General features: G+C 67.0%; 16 protein-coding genes and 1 riboswitch. Of the genes, 6 read left to right on the top strand and 10 right to left on the bottom strand.

Annotated elements, in window-relative coordinates; genetic code table 11:
- The 7 genes from EBL84_RS14600 to EBL84_RS14575 form a co-directional block, all read right to left on the bottom strand.
- Positions 1–223, bottom strand: a 223-nt coding sequence (locus EBL84_RS14600) for a transposase (protein ID WP_190287979.1), incomplete at its 3' end; no start/stop codon positions are given.
- Positions 224–359: 136 nt separating this feature from the next.
- Complete coding sequence (locus tag EBL84_RS16945; RefSeq protein WP_148040306.1) at positions 360–854, bottom strand: hypothetical protein; 495 nt, start codon at positions 852–854, stop codon at positions 360–362.
- A gap of 114 nt (positions 855–968) precedes the next feature.
- A complete protein-coding gene (locus tag EBL84_RS14595) occupies positions 969–3,332 on the bottom strand; it encodes a nitric oxide reductase activation protein NorD (protein ID WP_123141485.1) in 2,364 nt (787 codons plus the stop codon).
- A gap of 51 nt (positions 3,333–3,383) precedes the next feature.
- Complete coding sequence (locus EBL84_RS14590) at positions 3,384–3,791, bottom strand: four helix bundle protein (protein ID WP_123141484.1); 408 nt, start codon at positions 3,789–3,791, stop codon at positions 3,384–3,386.
- A gap of 137 nt (positions 3,792–3,928) precedes the next feature.
- Entirely contained in the window at positions 3,929–4,735 is an 807-nt protein-coding gene (locus tag EBL84_RS14585; RefSeq protein WP_062272487.1) for a CbbQ/NirQ/NorQ/GpvN family protein, read from the bottom strand.
- 90 nt (positions 4,736–4,825) lie between these two features.
- Positions 4,826–5,182, bottom strand: a complete 357-nt coding sequence (locus EBL84_RS14580) for a ribulose bisphosphate carboxylase small subunit (protein ID WP_005221368.1) — start codon at positions 5,180–5,182, stop codon at positions 4,826–4,828.
- A gap of 280 nt (positions 5,183–5,462) precedes the next feature.
- Positions 5,463–6,881 carry a form I ribulose bisphosphate carboxylase large subunit gene (locus tag EBL84_RS14575; protein ID WP_123141483.1) on the bottom strand — a complete coding sequence of 473 codons (1,419 nt, stop codon included), beginning with the start codon at positions 6,879–6,881 and terminating at the stop codon, positions 5,463–5,465.
- Positions 6,882–7,079: 198 nt separating this feature from the next.
- Here EBL84_RS14575 and EBL84_RS14570 point away from each other — a divergent pair, with 198 nt between their 5' ends.
- From EBL84_RS14570 to gloB, 3 genes are all read left to right on the top strand, one after another.
- Positions 7,080–7,997, top strand: a complete 918-nt coding sequence (locus EBL84_RS14570; protein WP_123141482.1) for a LysR family transcriptional regulator — start codon at positions 7,080–7,082, stop codon at positions 7,995–7,997.
- Positions 7,998–8,090: 93 nt separating this feature from the next.
- Positions 8,091–10,022 carry a 1-deoxy-D-xylulose-5-phosphate synthase gene (gene dxs, locus EBL84_RS14565; protein WP_123141481.1) on the top strand — a complete coding sequence of 644 codons (1,932 nt, stop codon included), beginning with the start codon at positions 8,091–8,093 and terminating at the stop codon, positions 10,020–10,022.
- Positions 10,023–10,100: 78 nt separating this feature from the next.
- Positions 10,101–10,880 (top strand): hydroxyacylglutathione hydrolase, encoded by a 780-nt coding sequence (gene gloB / locus EBL84_RS14560; RefSeq protein ID WP_123141480.1) that lies wholly within the window; start codon positions 10,101–10,103, stop codon positions 10,878–10,880.
- Positions 10,881–10,920: 40 nt separating this feature from the next.
- Here the strand turns inward: gloB and metF are convergent, their stop codons facing one another.
- The 3 genes from metF to metK form a co-directional block, all read right to left on the bottom strand.
- Complete coding sequence (gene metF / locus EBL84_RS14555) at positions 10,921–11,781, bottom strand: methylenetetrahydrofolate reductase [NAD(P)H] (RefSeq protein WP_123141479.1); 861 nt, start codon at positions 11,779–11,781, stop codon at positions 10,921–10,923.
- A gap of 145 nt (positions 11,782–11,926) precedes the next feature.
- A complete protein-coding gene (gene ahcY, locus EBL84_RS14550) occupies positions 11,927–13,333 on the bottom strand; it encodes an adenosylhomocysteinase (protein ID WP_123141478.1) in 1,407 nt (468 codons plus the stop codon).
- 25 nt (positions 13,334–13,358) lie between these two features.
- Positions 13,359–13,446: riboswitch (S-adenosyl-L-homocysteine riboswitch) on the bottom strand.
- A gap of 16 nt (positions 13,447–13,462) precedes the next feature.
- Complete coding sequence (metK, locus tag EBL84_RS14545; protein WP_062272501.1) at positions 13,463–14,653, bottom strand: methionine adenosyltransferase; 1,191 nt, start codon at positions 14,651–14,653, stop codon at positions 13,463–13,465.
- 361 nt (positions 14,654–15,014) lie between these two features.
- Here metK and EBL84_RS14540 point away from each other — a divergent pair, with 361 nt between their 5' ends.
- The 3 genes from EBL84_RS14540 to gap all read left to right on the top strand — a co-directional run bounded on the left by EBL84_RS14540 (position 15,015) and on the right by gap (position 19,088).
- The gene (locus EBL84_RS14540) at positions 15,015–15,572 is read left to right on the top strand and encodes a thioredoxin family protein (RefSeq protein WP_123141477.1); all 558 of its coding nucleotides are present in this window, start codon (positions 15,015–15,017) and stop codon (positions 15,570–15,572) included.
- Positions 15,573–15,935: 363 nt separating this feature from the next.
- The gene (gene tkt / locus EBL84_RS14535) at positions 15,936–17,948 is read left to right on the top strand and encodes a transketolase (protein ID WP_123141475.1); all 2,013 of its coding nucleotides are present in this window, start codon (positions 15,936–15,938) and stop codon (positions 17,946–17,948) included.
- Positions 17,949–18,086: 138 nt separating this feature from the next.
- Complete coding sequence (gene gap / locus EBL84_RS14530; protein ID WP_123141473.1) at positions 18,087–19,088, top strand: type I glyceraldehyde-3-phosphate dehydrogenase; 1,002 nt, start codon at positions 18,087–18,089, stop codon at positions 19,086–19,088.
- Positions 19,089–19,228: the final 140 nt, after the last annotated feature.

Here is a 19,228-nt window from a genome sequence, read left to right as displayed (position 1 = left end):
GGCTCAGATCCGCGTACATGTGCTTGAGCCGGCGATTCTCCTCCTCCAGCGCGCGCAGCCGCTTCAGGTCCGAAGCCTCCATCCCCCCGTACTTCGAGCGCCATTGATAGAAGGTCGCCGCGCTGACGCCCAGCTCCCGGCACACGTCCTTGACGGCTACGCCAGACTCAGCACGACGCAGTACGTCAACGATCTGCTGCTCGCTGTACTTGCTCTTGCGCATGTGGGCTCTCCTCTGCTCGGCCACCATCATGCCGTCGGTCTCTACTTTTCGCTGGACCTATTTTTGGGGAAGGGGACATCTTTTTCATCCTTAAATCAAGAGATTCTGATTTTATCGAAACCTATCGGTCAGGGCGCTACCCGGTGGGGTGCGCCTTTGATGGTTCAGTTGGAGAAGGTTTTTGGGGGCTATTTGTTGATGGAAATGCGAAGTAGATAGCTAGCAGCGCACTAAAAACAAATACTGCGTATTTGCTAACTTCCGATGTTCGAGGGCCGGTGGTATAGTTTTTCGGCAGCGCATCAATAATAGGCATGCCATGTAACTTCTGCTTTTCGCGATCAATTTGTATGATCTTTTTCTTTAGCTCTTGAAGTAGTCTAGATATTCTGTGTAAAAACACAAAAAATATCATGCCAATTATCAGTACAAATATTGCTGATAGAGCTTTAGTTTCTTGAAATAATTCTGCTTTAGCTAATAGGGCTCCTGTAAATATTAGATAGATGCCTACAAGCTTGAAAACATGTGAGTCAATATATTCTAGATGCTTCCAAAGTGCATCATATTGATGGCATAGTTGGTCTAGGTGTTGCTTTTCTTTAGATGGTATAGGTTCTGGTTCAGTCATTTTTTGCCGCCCAGCAGTTGAATGCAAGCGATGAGCGAGTGTCTTTTGATTTCTAGATGTGAAACGCTCAACCGCCTAACGTCAATACTCAATCTCGAGATTGAAGTCTCCCCCTCACCCCGTCAACACCCCAAACACCCCAGGCAACCGCTCCGGCAACCGCTCAACCTGATCGACGATCGAGTACCCGTTCTCGCCGAAGATCCGCGCGACGTAGCGGTCGGCCTCGGGGTCGAGGGTGAGGCAGTGGGTGTGGATGCCGCGGGTGCGCAGGTCCTCGACCGCCTTCTTGGCGTCGTGGCGGAGGTATTGCGGGTCGCGCTCGTCGATGTCGGCGGGCTCGCCGTCGGTGATGAGCAGCACCAGTCGCTTTTGCGCCGGTTGTTGTTCGAGATGATGGCCGGCGTGGCGCAGTGCTGCGCCCATGCGGGTGGAGAGCCCGCCGCGCATCCCGGCCATGCGTGACTTGGCCGCGTCGCCATAGTCCTGGTCGAAGTCCTTGAAGCGATAGTAGCGGACGTCGTGACGACCGTCGGAGGCGAAGCCGTGGACGGCGAAGGCGTCGCCGATGGCGTCGATCGCCCAGGCGAGCAGGCCGGTGGCCTCGCGGGTGAGGTCGAGGATGCTGGGGGCCGCGTCGTAGCCGGGCTCGCCCTCGTTGACGCCGACCTTCTCGTTGGTCGACTCGGAGAGGTCCATCAGCACGACGATGGCGAGATCGCGGACGTGGCGGGTGATGCGGATGTTGATGCGCGGGTCGGGCATGACGCCGCGGCGGATGTCGACCATGGCGCGCACCGCGGCTTCGAGGTCGAGTTCCTCGCCCTCCTCGTAGCCGCGCCGACGCACCACGCCCTGGGGCTGGAGGGCGTCGATGAGGTGGCGGATGCGCGAGGCGATGGGGCGATGGCGGGTGAGGATCTCGTCCATCAGCGCCGGGTCGCCGCGCTCCTGGCGGCGCTCGATCACGCTCGTCCAGTCGGGGCGGTAGAGCTGGACGTGGTAGTCCCACTCGGGATAGTGGAAGGGCTCGGAGATCGGCTCGCGGCCCTCCAGCTCGTTGATGGTGCAGTCCTCCTGGTCGAGCCAGAAGGGGGTGGCGAGGTTCCACACCTCCTGGGCGTCGTCGCCGGCAAGCTCGCAGTCGAGTTCGTTGACCATCTCCATCACGCTGACCTGACGGCGTACCTGTCGCGCGCGCTCGGGCAGGTAGTCGAGCCCCTGGGTGATGAACAGGTTCTCGTCGAAGGCCCAGCAGTAGCGGTTGTCGTCGCGATAGGGCAGGGGCATGTCCTCGAGCACGCGCAGGCTCGGCAGTGCCACCAATTCAAGCGCGCGGTCGTGGAAGGCGAGCCCGGCCTCGCGGCTGATCGCGTTGTCGGTGCCGCGGTTGGCGCAGTGCTCATGGAAGCGTGCGGCGCTCTCGGCGATCGCCGGTTCCGGGTCCTGGTACTCGGGGTCGAGCAGGGCGCGCGCCAGCCGGGTGAGCAGCGATTGCATCGGGTGGGCGTTGGCCGCGAGGGGGAGGGCGTGGGCGTGGATGGCGCCCCAGAGCTTGCGCAGGCCGGGGAACTCGGCGACCGCCAGGGCCTCGACGCGGGCGTCCTCGAACAGGGTGACGACGAAGCGCTGCGCCGGGCTCAGGCCGGCGCCGTCGAGCGGCGCGGTGGTGTAGACCAGATGGGCGGCGCAGTGGGCGGCGGCGGCGCGGTAGAGATCGACGCCGGGGATGCCCTGCCAGTCGTCGAAGGCATCGGGGAGATGGATCTGGAACTCCTCGATGAAGGGGCGCAGTCCCTCGCGCGACTCATAGTCGCCCGAGGTCGGACGCATGAAGAAGGCGCGCGCCCAGAGCGCGCGCAGATAGAAGTTGAGACGGCGCTGATTGTCGACGAACAGGGTGCCGCGCCGCTCCTGCTGGAGCACCGCGCGCGAGGCCTCGCTGGCCAGACCGAAGTAGGCGAGCTGGCCGTCGAGGTCGCGGGCATGGGCCTGGGCGCCCCACAGCGCCCAGCGGCGCAGCCCGCCGAGGGTGAGCTTGGCGAACAGCTCGTCGCTGTGTTCGAGCATCGGACGCAGGCCGCGCGGGGCCTTGCCGGCGAGCTGGTGGAGCAGGCCGAGATAGCCGCGCATCAGCTCGGCGTCGCCGAGCCGGGTGGCGGCCAGCCCGAGCGAGCCGAGCAGCAGGGTGAGCACGGTGCCGGAGGTGTGCGAGGCGAGCTTCATCAGCGCGCCGACGATGTCGGGGATGATGTCCTCGCCGAGTTCGCGGGCGACCCCGGGCATCTCCTGCACATAGGTCATCACCAGATCGTCGCCCTTGTTGAGCGTGCACATCGCGCGGATGCCGGTGACATAGTGCTCCAGCCCGCGCGGCGAGAGCAGGCGCGCGGCCTCGTGATGGCTCGCCTCGAGCGCCTGGGCGTGCTCGGCGCCGGACTTGAGGCAGGAAAGTGCGTCTTGCATATCGCTGGTCATGCAAAGCCTCCAGATATCAGCCACCAGCCTCCAGTGGACGGTGCCGCGTGCTCATCGGGCATCCTCGTCCGGTGGCGTTGACCGTGGGCTAGGGGGATGTGGGGTCGGCGGGGCGAGCGAGGAGAGTAGCCCGACGAGCATCCGCCGGATCTCCGCGCACTCGCGCATGCGCTCATCGGCGTGTGCTGCCGGCAGGTAGTGGAGGTCACGCGCCAACAGACACTGGTATTCGAGTTCGTTGACCGACCCCGCCGCGATACGCACGAAGCGGGCGAAGTCGGCATCGCTGCCGCGCCCACAGCCCTCTGCGAGGTTCGACGGTACCGAGGACGCCGCGCGGCGCATCTGCGGAACCAGTCCGAAGCGCTCGCTCGGCGGGAAGCCCTGGGTGGTCTCGTAGATGGCGAGCGTCAGCGCGTGGGCCTTGTGCCAGACGGACAGCTTGCGATAGTCGCGCATGATGCTTTACCAGCTACCAGCTACCAGCTACCAGCTACCAGCTATCAGCCGCCAGCGGTCTGTCGTCGACTGTCGGCGGTTGGTATCCGCCTCACTGGTGGCTGGCGGCTGTCCGCTGGTGGCTGACCGCTGGCCGCTCAGAAATAGGTATCCACCGCCGCGTCGAGGGTGTCGCGCATGTCGGGGTCGTCGGTGAGGGGGCGGACCAGGGCCATCTGGGCGGCGGCGCGGGGTTCGATGCCCTTGGCCATGAGCTGGGCGGCGTAGACCAGCAGGCGGGTGGACATGCCCTCGTCGAGGCCGTGGCCCTTGAGGTTGCGGCTGCGCTGGGCGACCTGCACCAGCCTGTCGGCCTGATCGCGCTCGATGCCGCCCTCGTGGGCGACGATCTCGGCCTCGATCGCGGCGCTGGGGTAGCTGAAGTCGAGCGCGCCGAAGCGCTGCTTGGTCGACTGCTTGAGGTCCTTCATCAGGCTCTGGTAGCCGGGGTTGTAGGAGATGACGATCTGGAAGTCGGGGTGGGCCTCGACCAGCTCGCCCTTCTTCTCCAGCGGCAGGCAGCGACGGTGATCGGTGAGCGGGTGGATCACCACGGTGGTGTCCTGGCGCGCCTCGACCACCTCGTCGAGATAGCAGATGGCGCCGATGCGCGCGGCGACGGTGAGCGGGCCGTCCTGCCAGCGGGTGCCGTCGGCGTCGAGCAGGAAGCGCCCGACCAGATCCGAGGCGGTCATGTCCTCGTTGCAGGCGACGGTGATCAGCGGGCGTTCGAGCCGCCAGGCCATGTACTCGACGAAGCGCGACTTGCCGCAGCCGGTCGGCCCCTTGAGCATCACCGGCATGCGCGCCGCGTAGGCGGCCTCGTAGAGCCGTACCTCGTCCTCGACCGTGCGGTAGTAGGGCTCCTCTCGGATCAGGTATTGGTCGCGATGGGTCTCGCTCATGGGGGCAGTCCTTGAACGCTGGGCGGGCGGGGGACGGACGCGACCGGCGCGGGTCGCGTCCGTGACGTCACAAGCGATGGCGGGCCGTGGTCAGACCGGGGTGCCGCGGTAGATGACCATGGCCGCGCCCTGCGACTGGGCGTAGTTGTCGTAGCCGATCAGGCGCACGTGGTTGTCGGGGTGGGCCTGGTGACAGGCCTCGGCCTCGGCGAGGATGGTGTCGACGTCGGTCTCGCCGAACATCGGCAGCTTCCACATGTACCAGTAGTGGTCGAAGGCGTTCTCCGGCTCGGTGTGCTCGATCGCCGGATTCCAACCCTTGGAGACGATGAACTCGACCTGTTGGCGGATGCCCTCGGGGCTCATCGCCGGCAGGTAGGAGAAGGTCTCGAACTTGCGGCTGCTCGCGTCCTCGAGGCTCGATTGGTAGTCCTGCATTTCGCTCATGGTGACACTCTCTATGGTTGGAACCGCACAGGCGCCGAGGGCGCGACGAGTGATCTTGTTGGTTCGGGTCGCCGCCGCCATCGCTGGCGGCACCGCCCGTGGGACTTGGTGCCCCTTATGGTTATGCGTGCGCCTCGCGGCGCCGCGCTGCTCCCCGGCGTTGCCGGGCCCGTCCGCGGACGGGGTCCTCCTCGTCTCTACGATCGGCGAGCCTGCGGTCGGTCGGCTCGGTTGACTCTGGGTGGCCGGTGCCGGGCCCGTCCGGGCCCGGGCTCCGGGGTCACTTGTGGGCGACGTCGAGCTTGTCGACGGTGTCGAACTCGAACTTGATCTCCTTCCAGGTCTCCATCGCGGCCTTCAGCTCGGGGCTGTGGGCGGCGGCGGCGGTGAGCACCTCCTTGCCCTCCTTCTCGATCGCGCGTCCCTGGTTGCGGGCCTCGACGCAGGCCTCGAGCGCGACCCGGTTGGCCGCCGCGCCGGCGGCGTTGCCCCAGGGGTGGCCGAGGGTGCCGCCACCGAACTGGAGGACCGCGTCGTCGCCGAAGATGGCGAGCAGCGCCGGCATGTGCCAGACGTGGATGCCGCCCGAGGCGACGGCGAAGACGCCCGGCATCGCGCCCCAGTCCTGATCGAAGAAGATGCCGCGCGAGCGGTCCTCCTCGACATAGGACTCGCGCAGCAGGTCGATCCAGCCGAGGGTGGCGGCGCGATCGCCCTCGAGCTTGCCGACCACGGTGCCGGTGTGGAGGTGGTCGCCGCCGGAGAGACGCAGCAGCTTGGCGAGCACGCGGAAGTGGATGCCGTGGTGCGGGTGACGGTCGATCACCGCGTGCATCGCGCGGTGGATGTGCAGCAGCACGCCGTTGTCGCGACACCACTGGGCCAGTCCGGTGTTGGCGCACCAGCCGCCGGTGATGTAGTCGTGCATGATGATCGGGGCGCCGATCTCCTTGGCGTATTCGGCGCGCTTGAACATCTCGTCCGGGGTCGGGGCGGTGACGTTGAGATAGTGCCCCTTGCGCTCGCCGGTCTCGCGCTCGGCCTTGTCGATCGCCTCCATGACGAAGTCGAAGCGTTGACGCCAGCGCATGAACGGCTGCGAGTTGACGTTCTCGTCGTCCTTGGTGAAGTCGAGACCGCCGCGCAGGCACTCGTAGACGGCGCGACCGTAGTTCTTCGCCGAGAGCCCGAGCTTGGGCTTGATGGTGCAGCCGAGCAGCGGCCGACCGTACTTGTTCATGACGTCGCGTTCGACCTGGATGCCGTGCGGCGGGCCGTTGCAGGTCATCACATAGGCGATGGGGAAGCGCACGTCCTCGAGACGCAGGGCACGCACGGCCTTGAAGCCGAAGACGTTACCGACCAGCGAGGTGAAGACGTTGACCACCGAGCCCTCTTCGAACAGGTCGATGGGGTAGGCGATGAAGGCGTAGAAGCGCTCGTCGTCGCCGGGCACGTCCTCGATGGCGTAGGCGCGGCCCTTGTAGTGGTCGAGGTCGGTGAGCAGGTCGGTCCACACCGTGGTCCAGGTGCCGGTGGAGGACTCGGCCGCGACCGCCGCCGCGGCCTCCTCGCGCGCCACCCCGGGCTGCGGGGTGATCTTGAAGCACGCCAGGAGGTCGGTGTCCTTCGGCGTATAGTCGGGCATCCAATAGGTCTCGCGGTATTCTTTGACGCCCGCGTTATAGGTCTTGGCCATGCTCGGTCCTCCGCATAGAGCTCGGTGTGTTGCTGCTGTGCCGGTATTCTCGGGCCGGACCCGGTCGTGGTGGCCGGGGGCGGAACCTGGGGATCGATTATATGGAACAACCTTATAATTACTACTAAATATTGCTTATGTTTAATATAAGCTATAGATTATGATCTATCCCTTCTACTTCTATTGATTGGCCTCGTCATGCACGTCTCATTGCGACAGTTGCGCGTATTCGAGGCGGTGGCGCGCCACCTGAGCTATACCCGCGCCGCCGAGGAGCTGCATCTGAGCCAGCCGGCGGTGTCGATGCAGGTGCGCCAGCTCGAGAACGCGGTCGGGCTGGCGCTGTTCGAGCGGCTGGGCAAGCGCATCGAGCTGACCGAGGCCGGGCGCGAGCTCTTTCATTACAGTCGTGCGGTCAACCGCTCGCTGCAGGAGATGGAAGAGGTGCTGGAGTCGCTCAAGGGCGTCAACCGGGGCCGTCTGCACCTGGCCGCGGCGAGCACCGTCAACTATTTCGCGCCGCGGCTGCTGGCGGTGTTCCAGCGGCGTTATCCGGGGATCGCGCTGCATCTCGACATCACCAACCGCGAGTCGCTGGTACAGATGCTCGAGGGCAATGCCGTGGATCTGGTGTTGATGGGTCGCCCGCCGGAGCGCGTCGAGGTCGAGTCCGAGCCCTTCATGGAGAATCCGCTGGTGGTGATCGCCCCGCCCGAGCACCCGCTCGTGGGGGTCGCCGACATCCCGCTGGCGCGGCTGGCCGAGGAGCCCTTCGTGATGCGCGAGCCCGGCTCCGGCACCCGTCAGGCGATGGAGCGGATCTTCGCCGAGCAGGGGCTGGCGATCCGTCACGGCATGCAGATGACCCGCAACGAGGCGGTCAAGCAGGCGGTGCGCTCGGGGCTGGGGCTGAGCGTGGTGTCGCTGCACACCATCGAACTCGAACTCGAGACGCGCCGCCTGGTGGTGCTCGATGTCGAGGGTTTCCCGCACCGGCGTCACTGGTTCCTGGTCTATCGTCAGGGCAAGCGCTTGTCGCCGGCGGCGCGCGCCTTTCGCGACTTCGTCATCGCCGAGGCCAGTGGGATTGCCGCGCCGGTGGCCCTGGGGCGCTGAGCCGTGGCGCCCTCCGATGCGCTTTCGCATTGGGCAGCGCCGAATCGATTCGTCTAAACTAGTCGACCTGCCAAAAAAACAGCCAGTCAGATCATGCCCGACCGCACCCAGAGTGATACCGGCGCCGCCGTGCAGCGGCATCCGCTTCTCGCCTCGATCGACTCCCCGGCCGACCTGCGCGCCCTGCCCGAGAGCCAGCTCCCGGAGGTCGCGCGCGAACTGCGCTCGTTCCTCGTCGATACCGTCTCGCGCACCGGGGGTCATCTGGCGGCCGGGCTCGGGGTGGTGGAGCTGACCCTCGGCCTGCACTACGTCTTCAACACCCCCGAGGATCGGGTGGTGTGGGACGTCGGTCATCAGGCCTATCCGCACAAGATCCTCACCGGACGGCGCACGCGCATGCACAGCCTGCGTCAGAAGGACGGCCTGTCCGGCTTCCCCAAGCGTTGCGAGAGCGAATACGACACCTTCGGCGTCGGTCACTCCAGCACCTCGATCAGTGCGGCGCTGGGCATGGCGATCGCGGCCAAGCAGCGCGGCGAGCGGCGCAACGTCATCGCGGTGATCGGCGACGGTGCGCTGAGCGCGGGGATGGCCTTCGAGGCGCTCAATCACGCAGGCTCGATGGACATCGACCTGACGGTGATCCTCAACGACAACGAGATGTCGATCTCGCCCCCGGTCGGTGCCATCAGCAATCATCTGGCGCGACTGCTCTCGGGCAAGCTCTACACCAGCATGCGCGAGGGCAGCAAGAGCGCGCTGCGCGGCATGCCTCACCTGCGCGAGCTGGTCGGGCGCTGGGAGGAGCACATGAAGGGCATGGTGATGCCGAGCACCCTGTTCGAGGAACTCGGCTTCAATTACATCGGCCCGATCGACGGTCACGACCTCGACTCGGTGCTCAAGACCCTGCGTAACGTCAAGGGCATGCCGGGACAGCGCCTGCTGCACGTGGTCACCCACAAGGGGCACGGCTACGAGCCCGCCGAGGGCCAGCCGGTGACCTTCCACGGCGTCACCCCCTTCGACCGTCAGACCGGCGAGTTCCGCAAGTCCAAGGCCAAGGGCCCGACCTATACCAAGGTGTTCGGTTCCTGGTTGTGCGACACCGCCGCGCGCGATCCGCGTCTGGTGGCGATCACCCCGGCGATGTGCGAGGGCTCGGGGATGGGCGACTTCGCCAAGCGCTTCCCGCAGCGTTTCCACGACGTCGGCATCGCCGAGCAGCATGCGGTGACGCTCGCCGCGGGCATGGCCTGCGAGGGCGTCAAGCCGGTGGTGGCGATCTATTCGAGCTTCCTCCAGCGCGCCTTCGACCAGCTCGTCCACGACGTCTGTCTGCAACAGCTCGACGTCACCCTGGCGGTCGATCGTGGCGGTCTGGTCGGGGCCGACGGCGCCACCCACGCCGGCTGCTTCGATCTCAGCTTCTCGCGTCCGCTGCCCGATCTGGTGATCATGGCCCCGGCCGACGAGAACGAGTGTCGGCAGATGCTCAAGACCGGCTACGAGTTCGAGGGCCCGGCGCTGGTGCGCTATCCGCGCGGCGTCGGTCCCGGCGTTGCCGTCGACCCCGAGGCCCCGGCGCTGCCGATCGGGCGCGGCGTGCGGGTGCGCGAGGGCCGTCGGGTGGCGATGCTCGCCTTCGGCACCATGGTCGCGCCGGCCCTGGAGGTCGCCGAGGAGTTGGATGCGACGGTCGCCAACATGCGCTTCGTCAAGCCGCTCGATCGCGAGCTGATCCTCGCGCTGGCGCGCGAGCACGCGCTGCTGGTCACCCTGGAGGAGAACACCGTCGCCGGCGGTGCCGGCAGCGCGGTCACCGAGCTGCTCGCCGCCGAGGGCGTGGTGGTACCGGTGCTCCAGCTCGGGCTGCCCGATCGCAACATCGACCATGCCACCCAGGCCGAGCAGCTCGCCGAGTGCGGGCTCGATGTCGCGGGTATCCACGACTCGGTGAGTCGGGCGCTCGCCGCGCTCGAGACCACCACGCCGCGCCGCGAGCAGACGCTCGCCGGCTAGCCGCAGCCGTGCCGGGCGTCATGCGCCCGGCCGTCTCCCCCATCGCCGTCCCCGCCGTCGCCCGAGGAGCCGTCGATCATGCTCGAACCCATCGCCATCCCCGCCTTCGAGGACAACTACATCTGGCTGCTGCGCGCCCCCGGTGGCGCCGGCGCGACCCTGGTCGATCCGGGCGAGGCCGCGCCGGTGCTGGCCTATCTCAGCGAGCACGGGCTGCATCTCACGGCGGTGCTGCTCACCCATCATCACGGTGACCACATCGGTGGCGTCGAGACGCTGTGCGCCGCCTTCCCCGAGGCGGTCGTTTACGCCCCGGAGGATGCGCGCATCGCGCTGGCGCATCATCGGGTGGGGGAGGGGGACGCCATCGAGCCCGCCGGGCTCGGCGTGACCTTCCGGGTGCTGGAGGTGCCGGGTCATACCGCGACCCATGTCGCCTATCTCGGCGAGGGGCGGCTGTTCTGCGGCGATACCCTGTTCGCTGCCGGCTGTGGCCGGGTGTTCGACGGTACCGCCGAGCAGCTGGCGCGCTCGCTGGCGCGGATCGCGCGGCTGGCGCCGGAGACGCGGTGTTATTGCGCCCACGAGTACACCGAGGCCAACCTCGGCTTCGCCCAGTGGGTCGAGCCGCAGCATGCGGCGCTCGAGGCGCGCATCGCCGCGGTGCGCGCGGCGCGTGCGGCGGGCCGCGCGACGGTGCCGAGCACGCTCGCCGAGGAGCTGGCGACCAATCCCTTCCTGCGGGTTGCGGTGCCCGAGGTGCGCGCGGCCGCCGAGCGCTTCGCCGGCGAGGCGCTGGAGGAGCCGGCGGCGGTGTTCGCCGCGCTGCGACGCTGGAAGGACGAGTGCTACGACTGAGGCGCCGGCGCGTCCGGGGCGCGCGCCGGCGTTGGCTGGCTCAGTCGCCGGTGGGCAGTCCCAGCTCCTGCCACAGACGCAGCGTCGGGCCGGACTGGTTCATGGTGTAGAAGTGCAGTCCGGGGGCGCCGCCCTCGATCAGGCGCCGGCACAGCTGCAGCACCACCTCGTGACCGAACTCGCGGGTGCTGGCGAGATCGTCGCCGAAGCCCTCGAGCCGACGGCGGATCCAGCGCGGGATCTCGGCGCCGCAGGCGTCGGAGAAGCGGGCGAGCTGGCTGTGGTTGGTGATCGGCATGATGCCGGGCACGATGGGGATGTCGATGCCCTCTGCCTGGCAGCGCTCGATGAAGGCGAAATAGGCGTCGGCGTTGTAGAAGTACTGGGTGATGGCGGCGTCGGCGCCGGCCTCGACCTTGCGCTTGAAATTGGCCAGATCGCGGTCCGGGGTGCCGGACTGGGGGTGGTACTCGGGATAGGCCGCGACCTCGATGCGGAAGTGATCGCCGGTGCGCTCGCGGATGAACTCGACGAGTTCGTTGGCATAGCGGAAGTCACCGCCGAGTCCGCCGCCCATGCCCGAGGGCAGGTCGCCGCGCAGCGCCACCAGGCGGTCGATGCCCTGCTCGCGGTAGTGCTCCAGCAGCTCCTCGACCTCGGCCCGGGGAGAGCCGATGCAGGCGAGGTGGGGGGCGGTGTCGATGCCCTGGCTGCGCAGCCAGGAGACGGTCTCGAAGGTGCCCTTGCGGGTCGAGCCGCCGGCGCCGTAGGTGACCGAGAAATACCGCGGCGAGACGGTGTTGAGGGTGGTGATCTCGCTCTTGAGCCGCTCCATGCGCTCGGCGGTCTTGGGCGGAAAGAGTTCGAGACTGTAGGTCGGGGTGGGATCTTGTGGCGACATGCTCTGGCACTCCGGCTACCGCCGCGCGAGGACGCGGGTGCGCGGTGCGCGACGGTCGCGAGATGAGTTGAGGTGAGGAACCGTGGCGGCCGCGACGGCCGTGGCCAAGAGGCCGCGACCGCCGCGTCCGGGACGCGCGAGCCGCTTAGTAGCGGTAGTGCTCGGGCTTGTACGGTCCGTTCACATCGACGCCGATGTAGGCCGCCTGATCCTCGGTGAGGGTGGTCAGGTGCGCGCCGATCTTGTCCAGATGCAGTCGCGCGACCTCCTCGTCGAGGTGCTTGGGCAGGATGTAGACGCCGATCGGGTACGCGTCTTCCTTGGTGAAGAGCTCGATCTGTGCCAGCACCTGGTTGGTGAAGCTGTTGGACATCACGAAGCTCGGGTGGCCGGTGGCGCAGCCGAGGTTCACCAGTCGACCCTGGGCGAGCATGATGATGCGCTTGCCGTCGGGGAAGATGATGTGATCGACCTGCGGCTTGATTTCCTCCCACTGGTACTGGCTGACGCTGGCGATGTCGATCTCGTTGTCGAAGTGACCGATGTTGCAGACGATCGCCTGATTCTTCATCGCCGCCATGTGGTCGTGACGGATGATGTCCTTGTTGCCGGTGGTGGTGACGAAGATGTCGGCGATCGGCGCCGCCTCTTCCATGGTCACCACGCGGAAGCCTTCCATCGCCGCCTGCAGGGCGCAGATCGGGTCGATCTCCGAGACCCACACGGTGGCGCCGAGTCCGCGCAGCGACTGCGCGCAGCCCTTGCCGACGTCGCCATAGCCGCAGACCATGGAGATCTTGCCGGCGATCATCACGTCGGTGGCGCGCTTGATGCCGTCGACGAGCGATTCGCGACAACCGTAGAGGTTGTCGAACTTGGATTTGGTCACCGAGTCGTTGACGTTGATCGCGGGGAACAGCAGCGAACCGTTCTTGGCCATCTCGTAGAGACGGTGGACACCGGTGGTGGTCTCCTCGGTGACGCCCTTGATGCCCTCGGCGATCTTGTGCCAGTGCTGGTTGTCACGCTCGAAGGTGCGCCCGAGCACGCCGAGCACCGCGGTCCACTCCTCGTTGTCCTCGGCGGTGGGCGCGGGGACCGCGCCGGCCTTCTCGTACTCCACGCCCTTGTGCACCAGCAGGGTGGCGTCGCCGCCGTCGTCGAGGATCATGTTCGGGCCCTGGCCGTCGGGCCAGTTGAGCACCTGCTCGGTGCACCACCAGTACTCCTCCAGGGTCTCGCCCTTCCAGGCATAGACCGGGATGCCACCAGCGGCGATCGCGGCGGCGGCGTGATCCTGGGTGGAGAAGATGTTGCACGAGCACCAGCGCACCTCGGCGCCGAGCGCGACCAGGGTCTCGATCAGCACGGCGGTCTGGATGGTCATGTGCAGGCTGCCGGTGATGCGGGCGCCGGCGAGGGGCTTGGAGGGGCCGTACTTCTCGCGCAGGGCCATCAGGCCCGGCATCTCGGTCTCGGCGATGGCGATCTCGCGACGACCGAAGTCGGCGAGGGTGATGTCAGCGACCTTGTAATCGGTGAACTCACTCATGGTTGATCAACTCTTCCTGATGAATCGTGAGTGAGCGCCGTTCGAACTGTATGCCCCGTCCCCGAGCCTGGCCCGGACCTCGGTGGTCCCGGGTTGCAGCGCTCCTCGGTGGCGGGGGGCTGGGTGGGCTTAGAGCCCGGCGGCGGCGCGCAGCGCCTCTGCCTTGTCGGTCCGCTCCCAGGTGAAGCCGGCCTCGGGACGACCGAAGTGACCGTAGGCAGCGGTATCGCGATACTTGATCAGTTCGTGGTTGGTCAGGTCAAGCATGTTGATGATGCCATAGGGGCGCAGGTCGAAGTGCTCGCGCACCAGCTCGATGATGCGCTCCTCGCTCACATGCGCGGTGCCGAAGGTCTCGATCGAGACCGAGGTCGGCTCGGCGACGCCGATGGCGTAGGAGACCTGGATCTCGCACTTGTCGGCGAGCCCGGCGGCGACGATGTTCTTGGCGACATAGCGACCGGCGTAGGCGGCCGAGCGGTCGACCTTGGACGGGTCCTTGCCGGAGAAGGCGCCGCCGCCGTGACGGGCCATGCCGCCGTAGGTGTCGACGATGATCTTGCGCCCGGTCAGGCCGCAGTCGCCGACCGGACCGCCGATGACGAACTTGCCGGTGGGGTTGATGTGGTACTTGGTCTCGGCGTTGAGCCAGCCGGTGGCGCCGAGCACGGGCTTGATGATCTCCTCCATCACCGCCTCCTGCAGCACGCGCTCGCTGACCTCCTCGCCGTGCTGGGTGGAGAGCACCACGGCGTCGACGCCGACCGGCTTGCCGTCGCGGTAGCGCATGGTGATCTGCGACTTGGCGTCGGGGCGCAGCCAGGGCAGGGTGCCGTTCTTGCGCACCTCGGCCTGACGCTTCACCAGACGGTGGGCGTAGTCGATCGGCGCCGGCATCAGCATGTCGGTCTCGTTGGTGGCATAGCCGAACATCAGCCCCTGGTCACCGGCGCCCTGGGCCTCCTCGCTCTCGCGATCGACACCCTGGTTGATGTCCTTGGACTGCTCGCCGAGAGCGATCATCACGCCGCAGGTGTTGCCGTCGAAGCCGACCTCGGAGTTGTCGTAGCCGATGTCCTTGACCACCTCGCGCACCACGCGCTCGTAATCGATCTTGAGGTTGGCGTCGGTCACCGTGATCTCGCCGGCGAGCATCACGAAGCCGGTCTTGACCAGGGTCTCGCAGGCCACGCGCGCCTTGGCGTGGTTGGGGTCGCGGCGGTAGATCTCGTCGAGGACGGCGTCCGAGATCTGGTCTGCCATCTTGTCCGGATGTCCTTCGGAGACCGATTCCGAGGTGAAGATGTAGTCCTTGCTCATACGAGTCGAGCCCTATTCATGGCGCCAGGGTGGCGCGTTGATGAAGCCGCTCATGATAGCGGCTCGCGTGACGTTCGCGAAGCCCGCGCCGCGGCCTCATGAGGCGGCGATCGGCAGCGATCGGGGCGAGATTTGGAATCCCCTTCCGTTCCGGTAACATGCGGGGCGCGGACGGGTCGCCGACATCCTCCCCGACCGCCGGGGCGCGGGGGTGGAGATGCGCCCGAGGGGGCGGATGTGGCATGTTGCCCGGGGCCGTGCTCGCCGGCGTCGTGCCCGCGAGGATGCTGATGTCCCCTTTGGTCGCGCCCGCCAGGGGCGGCCCCGCACCATCGAACCGCCAACTCGGAGGATCCCCGTCATGGTTTCACTCGAGACCCCCGTGTGTGACTTCGGCCAGCCGGCCCCGGACTTCGCCCTGCCGGGCGTCGACGGCCGCACCTGGACGCGCGATGCCTGCAGCGGCGAGCGCGGGCTGCTGGTGATGTTCATCTGCAACCACTGCCCTTACGTCCAGTCGGTGCGTGAGCGTATCGTGCGCGATACCGCCGAGCTGGCCACGCTCGGCATCGGCAGCGTAGCGATCATGTCCAACGACGTCGCCGACTACCCCGAGGACTCGTTCGACAACATGCGCGAGATCGCCGAGCGTTTCGCCTTTCCCTTCCCCTATCTCTACGACGCCGACCAGGCGGTGGCCAAGGCCTATGGTGCGGTCTGCACCCCCGACTTCTTCGGCTACAACGCCGCGCTCGAGCTGCAGTATCGCGGTCGGCTCGATGCCAGTCGCAAGCAGGCCGCCCCCGCCGACGTGCGCCGCGACCTGTTCGAGGCGATGCGCGAGGTCGCGCTGAGCGGACGCGGCCCGGCCGAGCAGATCCCGAGCATGGGCTGCTCGATCAAGTGGGTGGAGGGCTGAGCACGGCCCGGCCCGCGCCGGCCCGCCCGGCGCGGTGGTAAACTGATGTGGTATTTCAAGCGTCAATCCTGAATATTATGAAATGTTAAAATAGTTTTTGGCGGTATAAGTTTGTTTTGATGTCCGACCCTGGACCTTTGGTTCACAATCAAGGGCCCTGTGTGGGAATCTCCGGCCAACTCGCGCGTCCTCGCCCCGGGCCGGAGGATGGAAACTTCCCTGCTCGATGCGGCCGCCAGCCCCGCACGCCACATTCATCGCATTCGCGGGCCGTTTCCGGGTGAGCCTCAGTCCGCCGTGATGCCTCGGCGCCCCGGTCCGCACAATCAGTATCTTCGTCATCGTCAACTTCAGGAGGGGCTCATGTCCTCACGCAGAGAACTCGCCAACGCCGTCCGGGCACTCGCCATGGATGCGGTGCAGAAGGCCAAGTCCGGGCATCCGGGCGCGCCGATGGGCATGGCCGACATCGCCGAGGTGTTGTGGAACGACTTCATGAACCACAACCCGGCCAACCCCCAGTGGCCCGATCGCGATCGCTTCGTGCTCTCCAACGGGCACGGCTCGATGCTGCTGTATTCTCTGCTCCATCTCACCGGCTACGACCTCGGTATCGAGGACCTCAAGCAGTTCCGCCAGCTCCATTCCAAGACCCCGGGACACCCCGAGTACGGCTATGCCCCCGGCGTCGAGACCACCACCGGGCCGCTCGGCCAGGGCATCACCAACGCCGTCGGCATGGCGATCGCGGAGAAGGCGCTCGCCGCCCAGTTCAACCGCCCCGGTCACGATATCGTCGATCACTACACCTATGCCTTCCTCGGCGACGGCTGTCTGATGGAGGGCATCTCGCACGAGGCCTGCTCGCTCGCCGGCGCGCTCGGTCTGGGCAAGCTGATCGCCGTCTATGACGACAACAACATCTCCATCGACGGCGAGGTGCGCGGCGAGGGCGATACCCCCGGCTGGTTCCTCGACGACACCCCGAAGCGTTTCGAGGCCTATGGCTGGCACGTCATCCCCGAGGTCGACGGTCACGACCCCGACGCCATCCAGGTCGCCATCGAGGAGGCGCGTGCGGTCACCGATCGACCGACGCTGATCTGCTGCCAGACCATCATCGGTTACGGCTCGCCCAACAAGCAGGGCAAGGAGTCCTGCCACGGCGCCGCGCTCGGCGAGGAGGAGATCGCCCTCACCCGCGAGGCGCTGGGCTGGAACCACCCCCCGTTCGAGATCCCCAAGGAGGTCTACGCCGGCTGGAGCGCGCGTGAGCGCGGCGCCGCCGCCGAGTCCGCGTGGCGCGAGCGCTTCGCCGCTTACGCCAAGGCCTATCCCGCCGAGGCCGCCGAGTTCGAGCGGCGCATGGCCGGCGAGCTGCCGGCGAACTGGACCGAGCAGGCCGATGCCTTCATCGCCGAGGTCGCCGTCAAGGGCGAGAGCATCGCCTCGCGCAAGGCCTCGCAGAACGCGCTCAACGGTTTCGGTCCGCTGCTCCCCGAGCTGCTCGGCGGCTCGGCCGATCTGGCCGGTTCCAACCTGTCGCTGTGGCAGGGCTGCAAGGGCATCGGCAAGGGCGAGGCGCCGGGCAACTACGTCTACTACGGCGTGCGCGAGTTCGGCATGTCGGCGATCATCAACGGCATCGCCCTGCACGGCGGCTTCGTGCCCTATGGCGCGACCTTCCTGATGTTCTCCGAGTATGCCCGCAACGCGCTGCGCATGGCGGCGCTGATGAAGGTGCCCTCGATCTTCGTCTACACCCACGACTCCATCGGTCTCGGCGAGGACGGTCCCACCCACCAGCCGGTCGAGCAGATCCCGACCCTGCGCATGATCCCCAACATGAACGTGTGGCGGCCCTGCGACGCGGTCGAGTCGGCGGTCGCCTGGCGTCAGGCGATCGAGCGGCGCGACGGCCCGAGCGCGCTGATCTTCTCGCGTCAGTCGCTGCCGCACGTCGAGCGCGACGCCGAGCAGCTGGCGGCGATCGCGCGCGGCGGCTACGTGGTGCGCGATTGCGCCGGGACCCCGGAGGTGATCATCATCGCCACCGGCTCCGAGGTCGCCCTCGCCCTCGGTGCCGCCGATGCGCTCGAAGGGCGCGCGGTGCGCGTGGTGTCGATGCCCTCGACCGACGTCTTCGACGCCCAGGACGCGGCCTATCGCGAGTCGGTGCTGCCGCGCGCGGTCGAGGCGCGGGTGGCCGTCGAGGCGGCCGTCGGCGACGGTTGGTGGAAGTACGTCGGCTCGCGCGGCGCGGTGCTCGGCATCGATCGCTTCGGCGAGTCGGCCCCGGCCGGCGCGCTGTTCAAGGAGTTCGGTTTCACCGTCGACAACCTGGTCGCGGTCGTCGAGGGGGTGCTGCAGGGTTGATGGGTCCGGCCGCCGGGGCCCGCTCCCCGCTGGCCGAACGCTCAATGACCGACAACCGCGCGGGCGGTCGCGATGCGGCGTCGCGCTCGCCCGCGCGGTTCGACATATTTCGCTCAACAAGTTAAGGAGCTTGAACGCATGACAATCAAAGTCGGTATCAACGGGTTCGGTCGTATCGGCCGGATGACCTTCCGGGCGATCTCCAAGCACTTCCCGGACATCGAGGTGGTGGCGATCAACGACCTGCTCGACCCCGAGTACCTGGCCTACATGCTCAAGTACGACTCGGTGCACGGCCGCTTCCCCGGCGAGGTCGCGGTCGACGGCTCGACCATGATCGTCGACGGCAAGCGCATCCGTCTCACCGCCGAGCGCGATCCGGCCAACCTCAAGTGGAACGAGGCTGGAGTCGAGCTGGTGATCGAGAGCACCGGCTTCTTCCTCACCGCCGAGGCCTGCCAGAAGCACCTCGACGCCGGCGCCCGCAAGGTGGTGCAGAGCGCGCCCTCGAAGGACGCCACGCCGATGTTCGTGTTCGGCGTCAACCATCAGGAGTACGCCGGTCAGACGATCGTCTCGGCCGCCTCCTGTACCACCAACTGTCTGGCGCCGGTGGCCAAGGTGCTCAACGACAACTGGGGCGTGAAGCGTGGCCTGATGACCACGGTGCATGCCGCCACCGCCAGCCAGAAGACCGTCGACGGTCCGTCGATGAAGGACTGGCGCGGTGGTCGCGGTATCCTCGAGAACATCATCCCGTCCTCGACCGGCGCGGCCAAGGCCGTCGGCAAGGTGCTGCCGGCGCTCAACGGCAAGCTCACCGGCATGTCCTTCCGCGTGCCGACCTCGGACGTCTCGGTGGTCGACCTCACCGTCGAGCTCGAGGCGCCGGCCGACTACGACGCCATCTGCGCGGCGATGCGCAAGGCCTCCGAGGGTGAGATGGCAGGCGTGCTCGCCTACACCGAGGACAAGGTGGTCTCGACCGACTTCCGCGGCTTCAACGCCCCCTCGATCTTCGACGCCACCGCCGGCATCGCGCTCGATCCGACCTTCATCAAGGTCGTCTCCTGGTACGACAACGAGTTCGGCTATACCTGCAACATGCTGCGGTTGGTCGAGTACGTGGCCAACAACTGAGGCCGCGCGCGGCGCCGCGAGGCGCCGTCGTCCCGGCGACCGCCGTCTGGCGGTCGCCGCCGCGTCGCCGACCGTCCCGGTCGGCGGCCCCGCCGAGGGCGATCAGGCAAGCCCGGGCTTGCGCCTGATCTCTTTCCCCA

Origin of the sequence: Marichromatium sp. AB31 (genome assembly GCF_003718685.1) — a bacterium.
Classification (GTDB): domain Bacteria; phylum Pseudomonadota; class Gammaproteobacteria; order Chromatiales; family Chromatiaceae; genus Marichromatium; species Marichromatium gracile.
The sequence above is the reverse complement of the archived record's forward strand: the minus strand, read 5'-3'. Positions and strand labels throughout refer to the sequence as shown.